Origin of the sequence: Halomonas sp. BMC6, assembly GCF_964204995.1 — a bacterium.
Classification (GTDB): Bacteria; Pseudomonadota; Gammaproteobacteria; order Pseudomonadales; family Halomonadaceae; genus Vreelandella.
In genome coordinates, this window is record NZ_CAXNSH010000001.1 from 1,429,415 (window position 1) to 1,448,824 (window position 19,410).

Below are 19,410 nucleotides of genomic sequence, written 5' to 3' on the forward strand. Positions count from 1 at the left end.
GGGCTGGGGCTTCACACCTCCTTTACGTCAACCATACCTATAAGTCCAAGCAGGACGGAGGAAACGCTCATGCGAACTCTAAAATATACCGTAGCCGCATCCATGCTAGCCGTGGCGCTGCCCGCTAGCGCACAGCAACTCTCGATTGCCACCGGCGGCACCGGCGGCGTGTACTACCCCATCGGCGGCGGCTTTGCTGAAATGATCAACAACCACATCGACGGTGCTCAGGCCACGGCCGAAGTAACCGGTGCCTCCGTCGAAAACATGGGCCTGATCATGCGTGGCGATGCCGACATGGCGTTGGCGCTGGCCGATACGGTCTACCAAGCCTACACCGGTACCGGCGATTTCGAAGGCCGCCAGATCGAGAACACCCGTGCGCTGGCGTCGGTGTACCCGAATGCCGTGCAGCTCGTCACCTTGGCAGAGTCTGACATCGAAAGCATCGCGGATCTGGCTGGAAAGCGCGTGTCGGTCGGCGCACCGGGTAGCGGTACCGAGCTGAACGCCCGTGCCCTGCTGGAAGCCAACGGCGTGAGCTACGAAGACTTTACCCCCCAGCGTTTGAACTTCAACGAAACCGCCGATGCGATCCGTGATGGCGACATCGACGCCGGTTTCTGGAGCGTTGGACCGCCCACCAGTTCTATCCTCAACCTTGCCGCGACACGCGATATCCGCCTCATTGGCCTGTCGGATGAAGAAATCGCCAACGCACAAGAAGCCGAAGCCGTCTTCGCCCCTTACGAGCTGGCCGCCGGTATGTATGACGGCATGGACGAAGCGGTGCAGACCATCGGTATTCCCAACGTGCTGGTTGTCAACTCTGATATGGATGAAAAGTTGGCCTACCAACTGACCCAGCTTCTGTTTGAAAACACCGATGAGCTGATTGCCGTTCACCCGGCGGCTAACGACACCACCATCGAGTTCACCATGAACTCAACACCGGTGCCGCTGCACCCGGGTGCGATTCGCTACTTCGAAGAAGTCGGCGCCGAGATCCCGGACCGTCTGCGCCCTTAATCCATTAGGAGCTGTGCCATGCAGTGGCAACGACGACTGATGGCGCTCTTACTGGTGAGTGGTTTGTTCGCCGAAGCGGGGGCCTCCCTCGCTTCGGCGACTGCGTCTAAGCGCTTGACGGTGGTGACCGAGCAGGGCGACACGCTAGTGGATGCAGCCGCGCCAGAGGGCAGCCGCTGGTGCATCCAGTGGCAGCACTCTGTCGAACACTTCACGGTGTTGGACTGCTACCGCAACGCGGCCGGTACGCTGCTGCTCGAGCGCAGCCATCAACCGGATTTTGCCGCAGGGCTTGGACATATCTTTGGGCGTGGTGAGCAGGTATCCGACGGTGAGGGCGGTTACTGGATCAACGCGATCAACGAACCGGTGGCGAACAACCGCTACGTGCTGCGGGTAGGCTCCGAGGCCGTCAACCACCGTGTCATGTGGCCAGATGGCGAGCATCCCACCGTGAGCTTGAGCGAGCGGGCCGCCGGTCAGCGCGTCACGATTGCTTTGTCATCGCCCTAACTCCTGCGTCGCTTGCCAGCTATGTGCGCTTATCGATGTCACGTTTCATAAAAATTAAGTGGGTGTTAACCCCCTAAGTTAGCTAACGCTTCCGAGGACTTCATGAACGAATCCACGCCACCGCCGACTGTGATGCCGGGCGGCAATGCGATTCAACCCCGCTTCGTTTTATGGTGTATCACCATCGTGGCGGTGGGACTCTCGCTCTTCCAACTCTACTCGGCGGGTATTCAGCCGCTGGGCCTGTTCTATCAGCGCAGTATTCACCTGGCGCTGATCATGCTGCTGGCATTTTTGATGTTTCCGGCCTTCGGGCCTAACCGAAAGCGCGGCATTCTGGGCTGGGGCATCGACCTCGTCTTCTTTGCCGGGGCGCTGATCACCGGCGGCTACCTGGTACTCAACCTCGATGCCATCTTCAGTCGCGCCGGGTTCTGGAACCAGACCGATATCTTGGTCGCGTGTATTGCCACGGTCACCGTGCTGGAAGCCAGCCGCCGCGCGGTGGGCTTTGGTATGACGGTGATTGGCATGTTGGCCATTATCTACGCCTTTGCTGGCCCCCGGGGGGAGCTGCCTTGGCTGGGCGAGTGGATGCCCGGCATCATGGAACACCGTGGGTATAGCCTCGACCGCGTAGCGGGCCAGCTTTACCTTGGCCAAGAGGGCATTTTCGGCCTGCCGCTGGGAGTGGCGGCCACCTATATCTTTATTTTCGTGCTCTTCGGCGCCTTTCTGGAAAGCACCGGTGCCGGTAAATTCTTTATCGATATGGCCTATGCCGCCACCGGGCGTCAGCGCGGCGGCCCGGCGAAAGCCGCCGTGCTGGCCTCGGCGGGCATGGGCTCCATTTCGGGGAGCGCCATTGCCAACGTGGTGACCACCGGCGCGTTTACCATTCCGCTGATGAAGAAGCTGGGTTACCAGCCCAAACAGGCGGGGGGTATCGAAGCGGCGGCCTCTACCGGCGGGCAAATCATGCCGCCGCTGATGGGTGCTGGCGCGTTTTTAATCGCGGAATATACCAACACGCCGTACCTGGAAATTGTCAAAATCAGTATCCTCCCGGCGATCATGTACTTCGCGACGGTCTATCTCTTCGTGCATATCATCGCCTTGAAGCAGGGCATGCAGGGCATGGCCAAGAGCGAGTTGCCGCAAATGCGTCAGGTTATGAAGGATGGCTGGCACTTCCTGCTTCCGCTGGCGGTACTGGTGTGGCTGCTGGCCATGAGCATGTCACCCATGCGGGTGGGCTACTACGCAGTCGTCACCATGGTGGCGGTGGCCGTTTTGCGCTACGCGCTGTGGTACTTCTTCGTGGCACCCAAACAGGGCGAGCCGGTCACGGTCGAACGCACCAAAGCGGTCGTATGGGCAGGCCTGGTGAAGCTGGTACAGGGGTTGGAGCTGGGCGCGCGCAATGCCGTCGCGGTTTCCATGGCCTGTGCGGTGGCGGGTATCATCGTCGGCGTGGTCGGTTTGACCGGGCTGGGGCTGAAGTTCTCCTCCATGATGCTGGCGTTCTCCGGCGGTAATCTGGTACTCGCGCTGCTGCTAGTGCTGATTGCGAGTTTGATTCTAGGCATGGGCCTGCCGGTGACCGCGAGCTATATCGTGCTGATCGTTCTCGTCGGGCCGGCGCTTACCTCGGAGTTCGGCGTGCCGCTGTTGATCGCGCACCTGGTGGTGTTCTGGTACTCCCAGGACTCCAACGTCACGCCGCCCATTGCGCTCGCGGGGTTTGCCGGGGCGGCCATTGCGGGCAGTAAACCCATGGAGACGGGCTTCCAGGCGTGGAAGTTTGCCAAAGGGCTCTATTTGATTCCGCTGTTCATGGTCTTCAATCCGGAAATCATCATCGGCGGGCCGGTGCTCGTGGTGGTCTGGAACGCGGTCATCGCGCTGCTGGCGCTCTGTGCGTTTGCGGCTTCGCTAGAGGGGTATTTGTTCACCCGCATGTCTTGGCTGCCGCGCCTGGCCATTGGCGGTGCGATCGTCGGTGTGTTCTACCCGAGTCTCTGGACCGAAATGGCAGGGGTCGCCGTGATGATCGTCGCCATCGCTGCCAACTGGCAGGCGAGCAAGCGGGAGACACCACCGGTTGCCGGTTGAGTGTGCCGAGTAGACAAGCAGCACCAAAAAAGCCCGGGAACGTCAGCTCCCGGGCTTTTCGTGTCAACGGCTCACCCGTGGGCTAACCGATGGTCGGTGCCTTAGAAGATCGACTCTGCCGTGCCTGACCCCTGCGAGCCGCTGGCCTCTTCCAGCTCCTGGCTGATACGGCGAGGCTGGAAGTCGGGCAGATGATCCTGGTGGAACAGCTCCGAGATGCCGCCAGACTGGTCATCGTGCAGGCGACGGCCGGTATTCGGGTCCACCCGCGCGGTGACGATGGTGTCGGGACGCTCTGGCAGCGCAGAGGGCGTCCCTTCCAGCGCATCGCCCATGAAGTCGATCCAGATCGGCAGTGCAGCATTCGCACCGTACTCGGCAATGGTGTCGTTGCTGTCTTTACCGACCCACACCGTCGTTACGAGGTTGCTGTTGAAACCGGCAAACCAAGCGTCCCGCTGGCTGTTAGTCGTCCCGGTTTTACCGACGATGTCGTCACGGTTCAGGCTTAGCGCTGCCCGGCCCGTGCCCGATGTGATGACGTCGCGCAGCATGTCACGCAGGATGTACACCGCTGCGGGGTCAGCGACGCGGGGCGCGATAGGGTAGCTCTTCCCATCGATTTCGACGGTTTCCTGGTCCTCGGCACAGTTCACGCAGGCCACCTGCGGCGTGGCTTCGTCAATGACTTCGTTATCGTCATCACGAGTGACGCGCTCGATAAACCAAGGCGCGACCTGGAAGCCACCGTTGGCGATCACCGCGTAGGCGTTGGTCATCTCCATGGGCGTGAGGCTGGCGCTCCCCAGGGCCAGTGACAGACCGCGGGGAAGGCGCTCAGGCGCAAAGCCAAAGCCTTCGAGGTACTGAATGGTGTGGTCGAGCCCCATGGTTTGCAGAACGCGAATGGTGACGAGATTGCGCGAACGCGCAAGCGCCGGACGCAGGCGCATCGGCCCTTGGAAGTCGCGGCTGGAGTTCACCGGACGCCACAGCGAATCGCTGCCGTCGTCCAGCACCACCGGCGCGTCATTGACCACACTGGCAGCGTTCATTTCGCCATCCTGTAGCGCGGCGAGGTAGATGAACGGCTTGAAGATCGAGCCAGACTGGCGCTGGGCCTGAACGGCACGGTTGAATTTACTGGCGTTGAAATCGAACCCGCCTTGAAGTGCCAGAATCGCGCCGGTGCGCGGGTCTTGCGCCACCAGCGAACCTTCGGCATCCGGGCGCTGAGAGAGACGCAGCGTGCCGTCGTCGGTTTCGATGACACGGATCATATCGCCACGTTCGGCAATCTGCGCTGCGCTGCTGGGCTCGGCCCCGCGGCTACGCGGGCTCAAATAGGGGCGCGCCCAGTTCAGGCCGCTCCACGGAATGGTTTGCAGCTCACCGCCACGGGTCAGTACCTGCATTTCACGGCCACTGCTCTCTACTACGATGGCGGGTTGCAGTAGGCCGTAGTTAGGCGTGCGCTCCAGTACCTGTAGCCAGTTGCTCACATCGCCATCCACACCTTCGACTTCGGTTTGGCTGCGTTGGGCAGCCTGACGTGCGGTTTGGCGAATTTCCGGCGACTCGGACAGCTCCTCTTCCAGGCCCTGGGTATTGGTCTGCTCTTGGGCTTCTACCAAGCTGGGCGCGATGTCTTCCTGCTCGGCACCGCGCCAACCGTGGCGCAGGTCGTACTCGATCAGACCGTTGGCCAGCGCTTGGCGGGCAAAGGGCTGCAGTTCGCTGTCGATGGTGGTGTAAATACGGTAGCCGCCGGTATAGGCGGTGTCGCCAAAGCGCTCGATGGCGTACTGGCGAGCCATCTCTGCCACGTAGGCGGCATCCACTTCGGTTTGCGTGTAGTGACGGCGCGCGGTGACCGGCGCCTGCACGGCATTCTGGTAGGTATCGTTATCGATATAGCCAAGCTCGCGCATACGGAACAGGATCCAGTTGCGGCGGATCAGTGAGCGCTCGGAGTTGGCCAGCGGGTTGAACGCCGAGGGTGCTTTGGGCAGCCCGGCAATCATCGCCGTTTCTGCCAGACTCAGCTCGGCTAGCGGCTTGTCGTAATAGGTCTCGGCGGCGGCGGCAATCCCGTAGGCGCGGTTACCTAGGAAGATTTTGTTGACGTAAAGCTCGAAGATCTCCTCTTTATCGAGGATTTGTTCCATTTGCAGGGCCAGCAGAATCTCGCGAATCTTACGCGTGAAAGTCTGATCCAGGGTCAGCATGTAGTTACGCGCGACCTGCATGGTGATGGTAGAGCCACCCGATTGAATGGTGCCGCCGCTCTGTACCAGCTCGACCGCCGCCCGCGCTAGGCCGCGCGGGTCGACACCGGCGTGGTCGAAGTAGCTGGCATCTTCGGCGGCGATCAGCGCGTTGATCATGTCTTGGGGAATGTCGTCGAAGTCGATCGCCATGCGGCGCTCTTCACCGAATTCGCCGATCAGCTTGCCGTCGTTGGTAAAGATTCGCAGCGGCGTGTGCAGTTCGAAATCCTGCAGCTGGCGCACGTCGGGCAGGCCCGGCGAGAAATAGATAGCGGCACCGATCACCGCCAGTATGACCGCACCCGAGAGCGCAACGACCAGCGAAAATAGTGACAGCACAAGAGTTCGTAAAAACGTCATGAACAGTGGGCACCCGTGAAAAGAAGAGTAGGTATGGTGGTGTAACCGCCATAGCGCGCAATTGGCTGCCATTATAGGAAGGGGAGGCAGCGGCCACCAGTGTTGATATGACGTAGAGGCATTGGCGTGTGCCTTAACTAAAAATCATGTAACCTCGAAACTCGCACGACAGGCAGGCGGAGCCGAACTCAACATGCGCTTACTAAAACCCAGTAAAGGGTTGATTGGTGTCGATATTACGTCGGCTACCGTCAAGCTACTCGAACTCAAACGGTGTAACGACAACTATCAGGTCGAGAGCTATGCCGTGCGTCCGCTGCGCGAGGGCGCGGTGGTCGAACGCCGCATTCGTGATATGAACGATGTTGCCAACGTGCTGAGTCGTGCCGTCGAGCATGCCAAACCGTCTACGCGTAAGGCGGCCGTGGCCGTTCCGGCCAGCGCCGCCATTACCAAGACGCTCCAGTTTCCCGTATCGCTGAGCGAAGACGAAATCGAGGAGCGGATCATCGCCGAGTCTGACCGGCATATTCCGTTTCCGTTCAGCGAGGTAGCGTTCGACTTTCACTGCCTTGGGCCCGCGCCCTTCGATGATGAGCAGCAGCAAGTCATTCTGGTCGCCTGCCGCCAGCAGGACGTGTCGCAGCTCACTGAAACCTTGGAGCGGGCAGGGCTAGAGCCCGCGGCGGTAGACGTGGAAACCTTCGCCATGGAGCGTTCGCTGGCCGAGCTGCGCCGCCAGCTCAACGTAGACAGCGACCCCAACGCCTGCGTCGGGCTGGTGGATATCGGCGCGAACATGAACGCCTTTCACGTGGTGCGTGGTGGCCATATCGTCTATAGCCGCGATACCGTGTTTGGCGGCCGCCAGCTCACCGACGCTATTCGCGATCACTACTCCTTGAGCAACGAAGAGGCCGGCTTTGCGAAAAAGCGCGGTGGCCTGCCAGAGGATTACCACGACAAAGTGCTCAATCCGTTTCTGGAGACCGTCGTGCAGCAGGTGGGACGCTCGCTGCAGCTTTACTATACCGCTGGCCGTCAGCATGAAGTGCAACACATCGTGCTAGCGGGCGGCTCCAGCGTCATTCCCGGCTTGGCTGAACGCATTGCCGAAGATAGCGGCATGTCGGTGACCATTGCCAACCCGTTCCAGCGGATGCGGGTCAACAAGCGCCTCAACATGGAAGGTCTGACCAACGATGCCCCTGCCATGCTCACCGCTGGGGGTTTAGCGATGAGGGTCGGGCTATGAGCATCACGATTAACCTGCTTCCCTGGCGGGAAGCGCGCCGGGAAAAGCGGACCCGCCGTTTTTACGGAGTCGTGGTGCTGATGCTGGTGGCGGGCATTGCCCTGGGCCTGGGGGTCGCCCAGCTCTACCAGCAAAAGCTAGCCGCCCAGCAGCAGCGTAATGCCTATATCACCCAGCACATCGAGCGCCTGAACAACGAAATTGCCGACGTACAGCGCTACCAGCAAACCGCCGAGCGCTTGGGTGAACAGTTAACGCTGTTTCAAACCCTGCAAGCCGAGCGGATCAGCACCGTGCAGCTTTTCAATGCTATCGCCGCGAGTGCGGTGGATGGCGTGGTGTATCAGCGCCTGACGCGCACCGGCGAGCAGGTGAGCGTATCGGCCATGGCTGGCAGCGAGCGTCAGGTCTCCGATCAGCTTCGTCAGCTCGCCAGCGTGCCAGAGCTTGGCGTGCCGCTCCTGTCGGAAGTCACCAGCGGGCAGGATGGCAACAGTCGCATGTTCCAGTTCGAAGTGGTGCAATCCTCGCTGGAAGAGCTCGGTGATGAGGAGGAGTCGCCATGAAGTGGGGGCGCGAGCGGTGGCAGGATGAGTGGCAGCGGCTGAAAACCCTGGATTGGCAGGCGCTGGATGTCAAAGAGGCGGGTGAATGGCCTGTGCTGCTCAAAGCACTGTGTGGTGCACTGGCGTTTGGCGTCGCCCTTGGCGGGCTGAGTTGGTGGTTGGTGAGCGAAAAGCGCGTCGAGCTGGAAGCAGCGCAGCGCCAAGAGGCGCGGCTTCTGAACGAGTACCGCAGCAAAGTTTCCGAAGCGGCGTTTTTGCCCGAAGTGCGCGACCAGCTCACCGCTCTCGAAGAGCAGATGGCCACCATGCGTTCCATGCTGCCCACCAGTGCCGAAATTCCCTCGTTGCTGGACAGTATTAGCGATGCGGCGTTGGATAATGACCTCAGTATCGAGACGATTCGCCTGCGTCCCACCGTGAGCAACACGCACTATGTAGAACACCCGCTGGATATTCAGGTGCGTGGCGGCTATCACGAGCTGGCGCAATTCGTGGCCGATATTAGCCAGCTAGCACGTATCGTGACCCAGCACGATGTCGCGCTCTCGCCTGCCGAGCAGAGCGGGGAGTCGCTGCGAATGTCGCTGGTGGCCCGCACCTATAGCTATATAGAAGAAGCAGACGAAGGGGAGGTGCCAGCCCCATGAAGCGTTTATTCAGCATTGGCATGGTGGCGCTGCTGGCAGGCTGTGGCGATGCCAACCTCAGCCAGCTAGAGTCGGTCATGGAGGAGATTCGTCGTGCCCCCACGGGGCAGCCGCCGGTCATCATTCCGACGATTCCCGAATACCAGCCGGTGGATTACCGCTATAGTGACACCCGCAGCCCCTTTCTGGCACCTGAGAGCGTGCGGGCGACCGACGTGGTTGCGGTCTTCGACAGCGCCTTGGCTCCCGACCAGCAGCGAAAGGCCGAGCCGCTCGAGCAGTTTCCGCTCCAAAGCCTGCGTTTAGTGGGCACGCTGCGCATGGGGGGGCAGCAGGTGGCGCTGATCAGCGCGCCGGACGGCAGCGTGACCAGCGTGCGTGAAGGCAATTATCTCGGCACCGACTACGGGCAGGTCACCGACATTCGCCCGCAGGAAGTGCACATCACCGAACGTATTTTAAATCAGCAGGTGGGTTGGCAGGAGCGTCAGGCAACGCTCAGCTTGGATGAGTAGCCAGCGCGCTCACGCCACCAGGCAACCCACTTCATGACTTGTTACCGGATGACACCTATGGCCGCTACACTTCGTCGAATGACGCTATCACTGTTAGCTCTGATGCCAACGTTTGCTTTTGGGTCCGTGCTAACCGATTTGGATGTGCGCCAAACCGGCAGCGGTGAGGTCGAGCTGCTCCTGCAATTCAGCGGCGGTGTCGCCGAACTGCGCGGCTACCGATTGGACACGCCGCCCCGCTTGGCGCTGGATCTGGCCGATACGCAGAGCGATCTGCCCCAGCGCCGGATCAGCGTGGAGAACGCAAGCGTCGAGCAGATTACAGCGCTGGAGGGAAATGGCCGAACGCGTCTGGTGGTCGATTTACGCCAGCCGCTCGACTACACCTCCCGAGTGGAAGGCGACCAGCTGCGCATTACGCTGGCGGCGGCTGCCAGTGCGCCGCCGTCTGCGCCAGCGGCCATGAACGCCGCGTCGTCCGAGCCGGTCAGTGGTGGCCTGGAAACCGACGAAGGGCCGCAAGTCACCGACATCGATTTTCGCCGGGGAGCGGATGGCGCCGGTCGTTTGTTGGTTACGTTCGACCGCGAAGGCGTGGTGACCCAGGTGCGCGAAGGCAGTGACGGAGTGGTCGTGGCCGAACTGCGCGATGTGGACATTCCCGATGCGCTCAACCAAATCTACGATGTGACCGATTTCGCGACGCCGATTACGCGCATCACGCCCCGCTCTGGGCAGCGCGATACGCTGCTGGAGCTGCAAACCAACGGTCCCTACGCGATGATCTCATCGCAAAGCGGTCGTACGCTCACCGTCGAAGTGCAGCCAGTGAGCCAAGCCAGTCAGCAAGAGCGCGAGCAGCAGGGCGAGAGCTTTACCGGCGATCGCCTGAGCCTCAATTTCCAAGATATCGAAGTGCGTGCGGTGCTGGCCACCCTGGCCGAATTTACCGGCCTGAACCTGGTGGCGAGCGACAGCGTGACGGGCCGTGTGACGCTCAATCTGAACGACGTGCCCTGGGACCAGGCGCTGGCGCTGATTCTGCAAAGTCAGGGACTCTCAAGCCGTGAGCAGGGCAATGTCATTGTCGTGGCACCGGCGGGGGAGCTGGCGGAGATCGAGCGTCAAGAGATCGAAGCGCGCAACCAGCAGCAGACGTTAGCGCCGCTGGTGACCGAGTTCATCGAGGTGAAATACGCCCGGGCCGAAGACTTGGCCCAACTGCTGCGTGGGGCGGAAGGCTTTGGTTTGCTGACCGAGCGTGGCCGGGTGAGTGTCGATCAGCGTACCAACACGCTGTTGATCCAAGATACCGCCGATCAGGTGCGCGACATCATGCGTACCCTCGACCGTCTTGATGTGGCGGTACGCCAAGTACAGATAGAGGCGCGCATCGTGATTGCCCGGGATACGGCGTCTCGCGAGCTGGGCGTGAACTGGGGCGTTTCCAGCACCCGCGGCTTTGTAGAAGGAGACGACGGCACGTTCTCACGTCGCGATATCAACCCTGACGGCATCAACCGCGCTCAGGGGGGGCTGGCGGTGGATTTGGGCTCCACGGCGGCAGCCAACACCGGCTTTAGCTTTGGCTACCTTTCTGGGGATATTCTGCTCGACCTGGAGCTGCGCGCGTTGGAAAGCGAAGGCAAGAGCCAGACGATCTCCCAGCCCCGCGTGATTACCGCCAACCAGCGCACCGCCACCATTCGCCAGGGCGAAGAGCGGGCGTTCCAGAGTGTCGATGCCCAGGGCAACCCGGATACCGAATTCAAAGAGGCGGAGCTGTCGCTGGAGGTGACCCCACAAATCACCCCGGACAATCGCATCATCATGGACTTGGTGATCAAGAACGATAGTTTCCGTGAAAGCGAGTTTGGCGGCGAGCCGCCCATCGATACCAATCAAATCGAAACCCAGGTGCTGGTGGATAATGGCCAGACGGTGGTGTTAGGCGGTATTTTGACCACAGAACAGCTTAGCCAAATGGCCAAGACGCCGCTTCTCGGTGACCTTCCGGTGTTGGGACGCCTGTTCCGCTATACCGAAGAGAGCAATGAAAAGGTAGAGTTACTGGTCTTTATTACTCCACGACTACTTGATGATGGTTTGGCGGTTCGCTGATGCAGGATTTACCCAATCTTTTTTTAATAGGCCCCATGGGGGCTGGTAAGAGCACGATAGGCCGCCTGTTGGCGGGAGAGCTATCGCGCCCGTTTTACGATAGCGACCACGCCATACAGGACCGCTGCGGTGCCGATATTCCCTGGATCTTTGACGTAGAGGGCGAGCCCGGCTTTCGCCAGCGTGAAATCCAGATGATCGACGAGCTTACCCAATTAGCGGACGTGGTCGTTGCCACCGGCGGTGGCGCGGTGCTGCGGGAAGAGAACCGCCGTGCCCTGCGTGAGCGCGGCACGGTCATCTACTTGATGACCACCGTCGAACAGCAGCTAAAACGGACCGCCAAGGATCGCAACCGCCCGCTGTTGCAGTGTGCCAACCGCGAGCAGGTGCTCAACGACATGTTTGCCACCCGCGACCCGCTCTACCGCGCGACGTCTGACATTACCGTGCGCACGGATCGCCGAAGCCCGCGGGCGGTGGTCAACGAGATTTTACGCCGCGTACACCGCATGATCGATCCGTTGGACGCTGCCAGCGCCCCGCAGAAAAAGGTATCCCCATGACCGAACAAGCCCATCACCACACGTTAACTGTTGAACTGGGTGAGCGCAGTTATCCCATTCACATTGGCGTGGGGCTGCTCCAACGCTCGGATAGCTTCGTGCCTTATCTGGCAGGTCATCAGGTGATGATCGTCACCAACGAGACGGTGGCCCCGCACTATTTGAAGGCGCTACAGGACGTGTTGCCCGAGCAGCTCGACGTGCGTACCTTGGTGTTGCCTGACGGAGAGCAGTACAAAACCATCGAGCAGGTGGGGCGCATTTGGGATGCGCTGCTCGAAGCAGGCTTCAATCGGCGCTGTACACTGATTGCGCTAGGCGGCGGTGTGATGGGCGATATGGTGGGCTATGCAGCGGCGTCCTATCAGCGCGGCGTGGCGTTCATCCAAGTGCCCACCACGCTGCTGTCGCAGGTGGACTCCTCGGTGGGCGGCAAAACCGGCGTGAACCATCCGCTGGGTAAGAACATGATTGGCGCGTTTTGGCAGCCCAAGGCCGTGGTAGTCGATATCGCTACCCTCACCACCTTGCCCGCTCGGGAACTCTCAGCGGGGCTTGCCGAGGTAGTGAAGTACGGTTTTATTCGCGATGCGGCCTTCCTCGCTTGGCTTGAGCAAAACATGGCGGCGCTACGCCGTGTCGAACCCGAGGTGGTGGCTGAAGCCATCGCCAAGAGCTGCCAGATCAAAGCCGATATCGTGGCGGAAGACGAAACCGAGCAGGGCGTGCGTGCGCTCTTGAACCTTGGACACACCTTTGGCCACGCCATCGAGGCGCATCAAGGCTACGGCAACTGGCTGCACGGCGAAGCCGTGGGAGCGGGCATGGCGATGGCCGCCACGCTCTCTCATCAGCTTGGCTGGATTAGCGCGGATGCGCTTGAGCGCACGAAAAGGGTGATTGAAAGCGCGGGTCTTCCGCTGGTCGCGCCCGCGGGCATGTCGACGGATGACTTCTTGGCGCGTATGCGATTGGATAAAAAGAACGTCGATGCGCGTCTGCGTCTGGTGCTGCTGAAGGACTTGGGCGATGCCTGCGTCAGCGACGCCACTCCAGCCGACACCTTACGGCAGCTACTGGATGGTTACCCTCGCGGCCAGGGGATAGTTGGCTAGCCTCACCGCTCGGAACCCGCCTCTAATCAGGCGGGTTTTTTTCTGCCCACGAAGAGCCGATACAAGCATTACGTAATGATATCCGTATGCCTTATGCGCTATCGGCATGGGGTTTTTGGTGATAATTAGACTAAAGTCTAATGAGCTCTTTCGGTCGTTAAAATATCGTTTCTTTGCATTGCAAGCCGTTGAAGTATAACTGTTTTTTTATTGAACGATAATGCAACTACGGGTTTTGGCGAGGGTTTTTAGCGATTGGCGCGCGCCGGGCGATTGCGCTACGCGGTGGCAAATCGCTATGCTGAGCGACCATTTTCTTGCAGCAGCGAATGCGGAAAACACCCTATTTCGGGCGGGTAACAAGAGCCATAAAAAAAGAAAAACCCGTAATAATACCATAAAAACGCTGCTTACAAAATACGCTGACTAGAGGCACGCCCATGAATAGAGGTCTTCACCAGCCAGGCGAGTTTCGCGATAACTGCGGCTTTGGCCTTATTGCCCACATGGAAGGGCAGGCCAGCCACGACTTGCTGAAAACGGCTATTGAATCACTGACTTGCATGACCCACCGTGGCGGTATCGCGGCAGATGGTAAAACTGGCGACGGTTGCGGCCTGCTGCTGAAGATGCCCGCACAGTTCATGCGTGCTGCCGCCAAAGAAGCGCTCGACGTCGAGCTGGGCGAGCGCTTTGCGGTGGGCTCGGTGTTTTTGCCCAACGACGATGCGCGTGCCTCTAAAGCGAAAGAGACGCTGGTTGCTGAACTCAGCGCGCGTGGTTTGGACGTGCTGGGCTGGCGCGTGGTGCCCACGGACGCCAGCGTCTGTGGCCCCATGGCGCTGGACTGCCTGCCGCGCATTGAACAACTGTTTGTCGCCCCCGGCAGCAGCGAAAATTTCGATGTTGATCTCTTCATGGGGCGCCGCTACGCCGAGCAGGCGCTGCGCAGTGATGAAAACTTCTATGTGGCGTCGCTCTCTACCGAGGTGGTCTCCTATAAAGGCTTGGTGATGCCGGAAGATCTACCGGCGTTCTACAAAGACCTGAACGATCCGCGTCTGGAAACCGCCATCTGCGTGTTCCACCAGCGCTTCTCGACTAACACCGCACCGCGCTGGCCGTTGGCGCAGCCGTTCCGCCTGCTGGCGCACAACGGTGAAATTAACACCATCGAAGCCAACCGTGGTTGGGCGAACTCGCGTAAGGCGAACTTCGTTAACGAGCGTCTGCCGGATATCGCCAAGCTGGACGAAATCGTCAACACCACCGGCTCCGACTCCTCCAGTATGGATAACATGCTGGAAGTGCTGCTGACCGGCGGCATGGAGCTGCACCGCGCCGTGCGCATGATAGTGCCGCCCGCCTGGCAAAACGTCGAGACCATGGACGCCGAGCTGCGCGCGTTCTACGAGTACAACTCCATGCACATGGAGCCGTGGGACGGCCCTGCGGGCGTGGTGATGACCGACGGCCGCCAAGCAGTCTGTATGCTGGACCGTAACGGCCTGCGCCCCGCGCGCTGGGTGATTACCAAGAATGGCTACATCACCCTGGCCTCCGAAATCGGTACCTACGGCTACAAGCCGGAAGACGTGGTGGCAAAAGGCCGCGTCGGACCCGGCCAGATGCTGGCCGTGGATACCCAAACGGGCGAAGTACTGCACACTCAGGATATCGATGATCGCCTGAAGTCCGCATACCCCTACAAGCGCTGGCTGAAGCAGGAAGCGAACTACCTGGAGTCGGCGCTGACCGAACTGGCGCGCTTCCAAACGATGGACACTGAGGCACTGAACGTGCAGCAGAAGATGTTCCAGGTGACGTTCGAAGAGCGCGACCAGGTGCTGCGCCCGCTGGCGGAAAGTGGCCAGGAAGCGGTGGGCTCCATGGGAGATGATACGCCCATGGCGGTACTGTCGAGCCGTCCGCGTCTGCTTACTGACTTCTTCCGTCAGAAATTTGCCCAGGTCACCAACCCGCCGATCGATCCGCTGCGCGAAGCGATCGTGATGTCGTTGGAAACCTGCTGTGGTGCGGAGCTGAACGTCTTCAAGGCCACGCCGGAACACGCTCACCGCTTGATTTTGACCACGCCGGTGCTCTCGCCGCGTAAATTCACTGCCCTGGTAAGCCAGGACGATCCGGCTTTTGCCAGCCACATGCTGACGCTGGGCTACGACCCTGAGCAGACCAGCTTGCAGCAGGCGATTACCGCGCTGTGCCAAGAAGCCGAAGCGCAGGTGAAAGCGGGTAAAGTGATTCTGGTACTAAGCGATGCGGAGCTGCCCAAAGGCCAGTTGCCCATTCAGGCAGCTTTGGCGGTGGGTGCCGTTCACTCCCACCTTGGCCGCTTGGCGCTACGCCCCAACGCCAACATCGTGGTCGAGACCGGCTACGCTCGCGATGCGCACCAGATGGCGGTGCTGTTCGGTGTGGGCGCAACGGCGGTCTACCCGTGGCTGGCGTATCAGGTCATGGCGGATATGCACCGCACGGGCGAGCTGACCGGCAACCCAGCAGATGCTCGCGAGAACTACCGTAAGGGCCTGCAGAAAGGACTGTTCAAGATTCTTTCGAAGATGGGCATCTCGACGCTGGCTTCCTACCGTGGCTCCATGCTGTTTGAAGCCGTCGGCCTGGCGGATGAAGTCATGGATACCTGCTTCGTGGGCATGGCCTCTCGTATTCAGGGCACCGGCTTTGCCGAGCTTCAGCTTCAGCAAGAGCTGCTGGCCAAGGATGCGTGGATTCCCCGCAAAGGGATCTCCCAAGGCGGCATGCTCAAGTACGTGCATGGCCACGAGTACCACGCCTACAATCCGGACGTAGTGAAATCGCTGCAAGCCGCTGTGCAAGAAGGCAGCTACGCCAAGTGGAAAAAGTTTGCCCAGCTGGTGAACGAGCGTCCGGTGGCCACCATTCGTGACCTGCTGACGCTCAAGCCTTCCGAGTCGCCGGTGCCGCTGGAAGAGGTCGAGCCCATTGAAGCGCTGATTCCGCGCTTTGACAGCGCCGGTATGTCGCTGGGTGCGCTCTCTCCCGAGGCGCACGAAGCGCTGGCCCAGGCCATGAACGAGGCGGGCGGTCGCTCCAACTCCGGTGAGGGCGGCGAAGACCCGGCGCGTTACGGCACCATTCGCAGCTCGAAAATCAAACAAATCGCCTCTGGGCGCTTTGGCGTGACTCCGGCTTACTTGGTCAATGCCGAAGTGCTGCAGATCAAGGTAGCCCAGGGCGCCAAGCCCGGTGAGGGCGGCCAGCTACCGGGCGGTAAGGTCAATCAACTGATTGCCCGCTTGCGCTACTCGGTGCCCGGCGTCACGCTGATTTCACCGCCGCCTCACCACGATATTTACTCCATCGAGGACTTGGCGCAGCTGATCTTTGACCTCAAGCAGGTCAACCCAGACGCGCAGGTCTCGGTAAAACTAGTCTCCGAGCCAGGGATCGGCACTATTGCCACCGGCGTCGCCAAAGCCTATGCGGATTTAATCACCGTATCTGGCTACGACGGCGGCACCGCAGCCAGCCCGCTCACCTCCATCAAGCACGCCGGTTCCCCTTGGGAGCTGGGGCTGCCCGAGGTGCATCAGGCGCTGCGCATTAACGGCCTGCGGGACAAAATTCGTCTGCAAACCGATGGCGGTCTGAAGACCGGCCTCGACGTCGTCAAAGCGGCGATTCTGGGTGCTGAAAGCTTCGGTTTCGGCACCGCGCCGATGGTCGCGCTGGGCTGTAAATACCTGCGTATTTGCCACCTGAACAACTGCGCCACCGGTGTTGCAACCCAGGATGACTTCCTGCGTGGCGAGCACTTCCGCGGCACCGTGGATATGGTGAAAAACTACTTCCGCTTTATTGCCGAAGAAGTGCGCGAATTGATGGCCATGCTGGGCGTGCGTAAGCTCACCGACCTGATTGGCCGCACGGACCTGCTGGAAGTGCTGGAAGGCAATACGGCATCACAGCGTAAGCTGGACTTAATGCCGCTGCTGGCGAACGACTTCGTGCCTGCAGATGCGCCGCAGTTCTGTGAAGTTAGCCGCAACGTGCCCCACGACCCGGGTGCCAAAAACCAGGAAGTCTTGGCGGCGCTGAAAGAGGCCATCGAGTCTCAGTCTGGCGGCACGTTCGATTTCACCATCACTAACTGCGACCGCAGTGTAGGGGCGCTCACCTCCGGGGCGATTGCCAAGCGTTACGGTGAAGAGGGCCTTGAGGCCGCTCCGGTCACCGCGCGCTTTACCGGCGTGGCAGGCCAGAGCTTTGGGGTGTGGAACGCCCGCGGCCTGAACCTCTACCTGGAAGGCGATGCCAACGACTATGTCGGTAAAGGCATGAACGGCGGCAGCATTGTGATCGTGCCGCCGAAAGTCAGCCAGTTCGAGAGCCACAAAACGGCCATCATCGGCAACACCTGCCTCTATGGGGCGACAGGCGGCACACTGTTTGCCGCAGGTACCGCTGGCGAGCGCTTTGCGGTGCGTAACTCCGGCGCAACGGCTGTGATCGAAGGCGCGGGCGACCACTGCTGTGAGTACATGACCGGTGGTTTGGTCTGCGTGCTGGGTGAAACCGGCGTTAACTTTGGGGCGGGCATGACCGGTGGCTTTGCCTACGTGTTGGATGAAGACCGGACCTTCGTGGACAAGTACAACCACGAGCTGGTCGAAATTCACCGGGTCAACACCGAAGCGATGGAAGCTTACCGTCGCCACCTGCGGGAAATGATCGAGGCCTACGTGGCCGCGACGGGTTCCGCACGCGGTGCGGCGATTCTGGAAGACTTCAGCGACTACGCGCGCCACTTCTGGCTGGTGAAGCCAAAAGCGGCCAGCCTGGGTAGTCTGCTGGATCAGTCTCGGCGTCAGCCGCAATAACCGTCAGCGCCTACGCTTCGAGGAGAGAGATCATGGCCAACCGTTTAAACAACGATTTTCAGTTTGTCGACGTGGGTCGTAAAGACCCACAGAAAAAACCGGCGCACACCCGGGCCAAAGAGTTCGCGGAAATTTACGAGCCGTTCAAGCCCACCGATGCGGCGAGCCAGGCGCACCGCTGCTTGCACTGCGGCAACCCCTACTGCGAGTGGAAGTGCCCGGTACACAACTACATCCCCAACTGGCTGCAGCTGGTGGTGGAAGGCAACATTATCGAAGCCGCCGAGCTGTCCCACAAAACTAACTCGCTGCCGGAAGTGTGTGGCCGGGTGTGCCCGCAAGACCGCCTGTGTGAAGGCGATTGCACCCTCAACGACGGCTTTGGCGCGGTGACCATTGGCTCGGTAGAGAAGTACATTACCGATACCGCCTTTGCCATGGGCTGGCGCCCGGACATGTCCAAGGTGGTGTGGACCGATAAAAAGGTTGCGATTGTCGGTGCAGGCCCTGCGGGCTTAGGCTGTGCCGATATTCTGGCGCGCAATGGCGTCAAGCCAGTGGTGTTCGATAAGTACCCCGAAATTGGCGGTCTGCTGACTTTCGGTATTCCTGAGTTCAAGCTGGAAAAGAACGTCATGGAGCGCCGTCGTGCGGTATTCGAGGAGATGGGCGTTGAGTTCCGTCTGAATACCGAAATCGGCACCGATGTCGAGTTCGAGACGCTGCTGCAGGAGTACGACGCTGTGTTCCTGGGCATGGGGACGTACAAGTACATGCAGGGCGGCTTCCCCGGTGAAGACCTGCCCGGCGTCTACAAAGCGCTGGATTTCCTGATTGCCAACGTCAACCGCCGCTTGGGCTTCGAGAAAGACCCGAACGACTTTATCTCGATGGAAGGCAAGCGCGTGGTGGTGCTGGGCGGTGGCGATACCGCGATGGACTGTAACCGCACCTCGATTCGTCAGCGCGCCGCCAGCGTGACCTGTGCCTACCGCCGCGATGAAGAGAACATGCCGGGCTCGCGCCGTGAAGTGGCCAATGCGCGGGAAGAGGGCGTCGAGTTCCTGTTCAACCGCCAGCCGGTAGCGGTAGTGGGTGAAGACAAGGTCGAAGGCGTAAAAGTGGTTCGTACGCGCCTGGGCGAGCCGGATGAGAATGGCCGTCGTCGTCCTGAAGTCGTGCCGGGGTCTGAAGAGATCATCGCCGCTGATGCCGTGGTGGTGGCTTTCGGTTTCCAGGCAAGCCCAGCACCGTGGTTCGATAGCGCCAATATCGACGTTAACGAATGGGATCTTGTTAAAGCGCCTGAGCACGGTCAGTACGCCTTTCAAACCAGCAACGAGAAAATCTTTGCCGGTGGCGATATGGTGCGCGGCTCCGATCTCGTGGTCACCGCTATTTATGAAGGGCGTCAGGCCGCCGAGGGCATTCTGGATTACCTAGGCGTGTAAAGTG

At 60.4% G+C, this 19,410-nt stretch carries 13 protein-coding genes; 12 read left to right on the forward strand and 1 reads right to left on the reverse strand.

Annotated elements, in window-relative coordinates; all coding sequences use genetic code 11:
• Positions 1–69 precede the first annotated feature (69 nt).
• The 3 genes from AB6K10_RS06825 to AB6K10_RS06835 all read left to right on the forward strand — a co-directional run bounded on the left by AB6K10_RS06825 (position 70) and on the right by AB6K10_RS06835 (position 3,657).
• On the forward strand, positions 70–1,029 hold the full coding sequence (locus AB6K10_RS06825) for a TAXI family TRAP transporter solute-binding subunit (protein WP_339118267.1): 960 nt from the start codon (positions 70–72) through the stop codon (positions 1,027–1,029).
• Between the two features lie 18 nt (positions 1,030–1,047).
• A complete protein-coding gene (locus AB6K10_RS06830; RefSeq protein WP_339118268.1) occupies positions 1,048–1,542 on the forward strand; it encodes a DUF1850 domain-containing protein in 495 nt (164 codons plus the stop codon).
• A gap of 102 nt (positions 1,543–1,644) precedes the next feature.
• Positions 1,645–3,657 carry a TRAP transporter permease gene (locus AB6K10_RS06835; protein WP_339118269.1) on the forward strand — a complete coding sequence of 671 codons (2,013 nt, stop codon included), beginning with the start codon at positions 1,645–1,647 and terminating at the stop codon, positions 3,655–3,657.
• A 101-nt stretch (positions 3,658–3,758) separates the two neighbouring features.
• On the opposite strand, the gene AB6K10_RS06840 is transcribed toward AB6K10_RS06835, so the two are convergent.
• Positions 3,759–6,287 (reverse strand): penicillin-binding protein 1A, encoded by a 2,529-nt coding sequence (locus tag AB6K10_RS06840; RefSeq protein WP_159341234.1) that lies wholly within the window; start codon positions 6,285–6,287, stop codon positions 3,759–3,761.
• A gap of 193 nt (positions 6,288–6,480) precedes the next feature.
• Here AB6K10_RS06840 and pilM point away from each other — a divergent pair, with 193 nt between their 5' ends.
• The 9 genes from pilM to AB6K10_RS06885 all read left to right on the forward strand — a co-directional run bounded on the left by pilM (position 6,481) and on the right by AB6K10_RS06885 (position 19,406).
• Positions 6,481–7,542, forward strand: a complete 1,062-nt coding sequence (pilM, locus tag AB6K10_RS06845; RefSeq protein WP_159341235.1) for a type IV pilus assembly protein PilM — start codon at positions 6,481–6,483, stop codon at positions 7,540–7,542.
• Positions 7,539–8,108, forward strand: coding sequence for a PilN domain-containing protein (locus AB6K10_RS06850; RefSeq protein WP_159341236.1), 570 nt, complete (start codon positions 7,539–7,541; stop codon positions 8,106–8,108). Before pilM ends, AB6K10_RS06850 begins: the two co-directional genes overlap by 4 nt.
• A complete protein-coding gene (locus AB6K10_RS06855; RefSeq protein WP_285263941.1) occupies positions 8,105–8,755 on the forward strand; it encodes a type 4a pilus biogenesis protein PilO in 651 nt (216 codons plus the stop codon). Before AB6K10_RS06850 ends, AB6K10_RS06855 begins: the two co-directional genes overlap by 4 nt.
• Entirely contained in the window at positions 8,752–9,270 is a 519-nt protein-coding gene (locus AB6K10_RS06860; protein ID WP_159341238.1) for a pilus assembly protein PilP, read from the forward strand. Before AB6K10_RS06855 ends, AB6K10_RS06860 begins: the two co-directional genes overlap by 4 nt.
• A gap of 57 nt (positions 9,271–9,327) precedes the next feature.
• Positions 9,328–11,391 carry a type IV pilus secretin PilQ gene (gene pilQ / locus AB6K10_RS06865; RefSeq protein ID WP_339118270.1) on the forward strand — a complete coding sequence of 688 codons (2,064 nt, stop codon included), beginning with the start codon at positions 9,328–9,330 and terminating at the stop codon, positions 11,389–11,391.
• Positions 11,391–11,957, forward strand: coding sequence for a shikimate kinase AroK (aroK, locus tag AB6K10_RS06870; RefSeq protein WP_159341240.1), 567 nt, complete (start codon positions 11,391–11,393; stop codon positions 11,955–11,957). The genes pilQ and aroK overlap by 1 nt, the downstream gene beginning before the upstream one ends.
• On the forward strand, positions 11,954–13,072 hold the full coding sequence (gene aroB, locus AB6K10_RS06875; RefSeq protein ID WP_159341241.1) for a 3-dehydroquinate synthase: 1,119 nt from the start codon (positions 11,954–11,956) through the stop codon (positions 13,070–13,072). The genes aroK and aroB overlap by 4 nt, the downstream gene beginning before the upstream one ends.
• A 440-nt stretch (positions 13,073–13,512) precedes the next feature.
• Positions 13,513–17,955 carry a glutamate synthase large subunit gene (gltB, locus tag AB6K10_RS06880; RefSeq protein WP_339118271.1) on the forward strand — a complete coding sequence of 1,481 codons (4,443 nt, stop codon included), beginning with the start codon at positions 13,513–13,515 and terminating at the stop codon, positions 17,953–17,955.
• Between the two features lie 32 nt (positions 17,956–17,987).
• Entirely contained in the window at positions 17,988–19,406 is a 1,419-nt protein-coding gene (locus AB6K10_RS06885) for an FAD-dependent oxidoreductase (RefSeq protein ID WP_062362444.1), read from the forward strand.
• Positions 19,407–19,410: the final 4 nt, after the last annotated feature.

What these genes read in the sequence shown, in the direction of transcription:
- AB6K10_RS06825 (WP_339118267.1), top strand. Translation starts at nt 70, where the DNA reads ATGCGAACTCTAAAATATACCGTAGCCGCATCCATGCTAGCCGTGGCG.
- AB6K10_RS06830 (WP_339118268.1), top strand. Translation starts at nt 1,048, where the DNA reads ATGCAGTGGCAACGACGACTGATGGCGCTCTTACTGGTGAGTGGTTTG.
- AB6K10_RS06835 (WP_339118269.1), top strand. Translation starts at nt 1,645, where the DNA reads ATGAACGAATCCACGCCACCGCCGACTGTGATGCCGGGCGGCAATGCG.
- AB6K10_RS06840 (WP_159341234.1), bottom strand. Translation starts at nt 6,287, where the DNA reads ATGACGTTTTTACGAACTCTTGTGCTGTCACTATTTTCGCTGGTCGTT.
- pilM (WP_159341235.1), top strand. Translation starts at nt 6,481, where the DNA reads ATGCGCTTACTAAAACCCAGTAAAGGGTTGATTGGTGTCGATATTACG.
- AB6K10_RS06850 (WP_159341236.1), top strand. Translation starts at nt 7,539, where the DNA reads ATGAGCATCACGATTAACCTGCTTCCCTGGCGGGAAGCGCGCCGGGAA.
- AB6K10_RS06855 (WP_285263941.1), top strand. Translation starts at nt 8,105, where the DNA reads ATGAAGTGGGGGCGCGAGCGGTGGCAGGATGAGTGGCAGCGGCTGAAA.
- AB6K10_RS06860 (WP_159341238.1), top strand. Translation starts at nt 8,752, where the DNA reads ATGAAGCGTTTATTCAGCATTGGCATGGTGGCGCTGCTGGCAGGCTGT.
- pilQ (WP_339118270.1), top strand. Translation starts at nt 9,328, where the DNA reads ATGGCCGCTACACTTCGTCGAATGACGCTATCACTGTTAGCTCTGATG.
- aroK (WP_159341240.1), top strand. Translation starts at nt 11,391, where the DNA reads ATGCAGGATTTACCCAATCTTTTTTTAATAGGCCCCATGGGGGCTGGT.
- aroB (WP_159341241.1), top strand. Translation starts at nt 11,954, where the DNA reads ATGACCGAACAAGCCCATCACCACACGTTAACTGTTGAACTGGGTGAG.
- gltB (WP_339118271.1), top strand. Translation starts at nt 13,513, where the DNA reads ATGAATAGAGGTCTTCACCAGCCAGGCGAGTTTCGCGATAACTGCGGC.
- AB6K10_RS06885 (WP_062362444.1), top strand. Translation starts at nt 17,988, where the DNA reads ATGGCCAACCGTTTAAACAACGATTTTCAGTTTGTCGACGTGGGTCGT.